Source organism: Gilvibacter sp. (genome assembly GCF_013214815.1).
Classification (GTDB): Bacteria; Bacteroidota; Bacteroidia; order Flavobacteriales; family Flavobacteriaceae; genus Gilvibacter.
Window position 1 is genome coordinate 1 of record NZ_JABSPU010000135.1, and the last position, 2,587, is coordinate 2,587.

Sequence of the window (2,587 nt, forward strand, 5' to 3'; positions counted from 1 at the left end):
GCTATAACAGAGCGGTTACGCAGTTTCTTGATTGGGTTAAAACGCAACTACCTAGCGACAAGTACCGGATTTTCGTCTCTCTTTTTCGTTATCCGGTTAAGACGGTAGCGTTCACCGAAACGATCTTTGAATCACTGCAAAGGGTTCTCGATGGCAAAAACCCGGTATTTACTGAGGATTTTGTTTCCCCCGAATTATTAGACAATTGGGAGGAATACAAAAAAGATCAATTAAAAGACCCTAAAAGGTTTCAATACGAAGCCTTTGAAGCTATGAAAACCCAAATAAATGGGGTTGTGGTCGTCGATCTTCCAGAAAACCAAGCAGGAGCAAGACCAGAGCCTTACAGCTATGTTTTAGACATTAAAAACGTAGTTGATTATTCCGATCTAGACGATGAGGGTGAATTTGACTGGATAATATTTAAGCCAGCCGAAAACCGACTATCTGTTTTTGATCGAGAAGGCTTCCAGTTGTTTGAAACTGATCCAGGGGCCACTAGTCCGAAAAAGCAAATAAGCGCAGTTAATCACGGTTTAGGTCGCTGTCCTGCAAAGTTTCTTTGGTATAAGCCAGTTAACCGAAGAGAGAAAAGTATAAAGCAATCTCCTTTAACCAATCAGTTATCAAACCTAGATTGGCTTTTGTATTACATGATCGCCAAAAGACAGGTTGACAACTACGCCCCATTCCCGATTTTTTGGGGTTTTGAGGCAGATTGTGACTACGAGAATACAGAAACGCGAGACTATTGTGATGGTGGGTTCTTGAAGGATGCAAATGGGCATTATTTGATGAATGGTGACGGTTCAATCCAAGAGTGCCCAGTCTGTAGTAAAAAGAAACTAACAGGGGCGGGTTCATTTATCGAAGTACCTGCACCGGGTCCACAAAACGACGGGGCAAATCTTAGAGATCCAATAGGGATTGTAACAGTAGACAAGAGCAGTCTGGAATACATAGTTGAAGAAATAGACCGCTTGAAAGTCGAAATATTCGAAAATGTAACAGGCTACGGTGGAGAGCCGATCAACGACCAAGCGATCAATGAGAAGCAGGTATTTGCCAGCTTTGAAAGCAAAGCCCAGGCGCTAAGGAATTTGAAATCACAGTTCGAAAAAGCTCATGAGTGGCGGAATTGGATGATTTGCAAGTTAAGATACGGCAATTCATTCATAGGCAACTCATACAGCTACGGTACAGAATTTTACTTGATGACTCCGGATCAATTGCTTGACTGGTACGAGAAAGCTCGAAATAAGGGCTTAAACGACTCCATTCTTGATATGATCGAGGATGAGTACAACAAAACAAAGTATCGGAATAACCCGAATGAGCTACATCGGGTAAATATCCTGAAAAACCTTGACCCTTTCCGACACTTAACCAAAGGCGATGTAAGGGAAATGTATAGAAATGATGGGCTACCCTTTGAGGATTACTTTTTGAAAGTCAACTTCTCAAGCCTAATTCAACGGTTTGAGCGAGAAAATATAAGTGTTACCCAATTTGGTGAAGCGCTAGAATTTGACAAGAAAATTGAAGCTATAAAAAACGAACTATTGAGATATGGATCAGAGTACAAAACAACCACAAATCAAGAAAACACGGGCAGCAGCCAAGCCCAAGTACCAGCCTAAGAAAGGCGAGGAAAATATGGTACATATCAAGATGGAGCGGGTTCAGTTCATCCCGAACACTGACACCAGGACCAGTAAGGCTCAAATCATGCAATTTAACCCAAACGATCTATCTGATCGCCTAAAGTTTTTGCCGGGTCAGGGTTGGACGATTCACGAGATCTTACACGCACCCAAAGAAGGATGGAAGGTATACTACAATTGGGAACTAAAAGGGGTTGAGGCAAAGATAAAGGACTTGAAGGTAAAAAGAGCAAACCCATTGGTTGAACGCTCTGAGGAGAAGAAACTAAACACTGAGATTGAAACGCTTAACAAGAAAGCCGACGAACTGGACGCGAAGATTGAAAAATTATAATCCACAACAAACAACCTAAACATCTAAGGGAAGATGGCATTGACAACTGAACTACTCAAACAAACAAAGGGACTAGACACCCTAACAGAAGAACAACTTGTAGCAATCACAACACTATCAGCCAATAACGAAGCGGCTGTCATCGGTCAAAGGATCGGTGAGATTTACGGAGGGCTAGACAAAGACATTTTGACAGCTTCCGGAGTTGAAAAATTGCAAGGCGAAAAGACTTATGCTTATGCAAAACGAGCATTTGAGCAGATCAAGAAAACCTCTACTGGAGGCGATGATCAACTGAAGGCTAAGATTGATGAGTTAACAAAAGTTAACACTGAACTTCAAGCCAAGCTCAAAGACGGGAAAGGAACCGAGGTATTGCAAAAGCAGTTAGAAGACACCTTAAAACTCGTTCAGAGTTGGGAAACCAAGTATAACGATGAGGTGAGCAGCCTGAATGAACAGTTAACAGCTAAAGACAAAGAGTTTTTGCTTTCAGGAGTAAGAAATCAATTTGCCCTAGCTTTGGTAGGAAAAAAATTTAAACCAGGCATTCCTGAAGAGGTTGCTAAACAATTTGCGGAGAATAAGA

3 protein-coding genes are annotated in these 2,587 nt (G+C 41.7%); all 3 read left to right on the top strand.

Annotation, left to right across the window (positions count from 1 at the left end):
* Positions 1 to 1,640 (top strand): hypothetical protein (locus HRT75_RS14560; RefSeq protein WP_291188291.1); only part of this gene is annotated, 1,640 nt, incomplete at its 5' end.
* A gap of 16 nt (positions 1,641 to 1,656) precedes the next feature.
* On the top strand, positions 1,657 to 1,998 hold the full coding sequence (locus HRT75_RS14565; RefSeq protein ID WP_291188294.1) for a hypothetical protein: 342 nt from the start codon (positions 1,657 to 1,659) through the stop codon (positions 1,996 to 1,998).
* 33 nt (positions 1,999 to 2,031) lie between these two features.
* On the top strand, positions 2,032 to 2,587 hold a 556-nt coding region (locus HRT75_RS14570; protein WP_291188296.1), incomplete at its 3' end, for a hypothetical protein.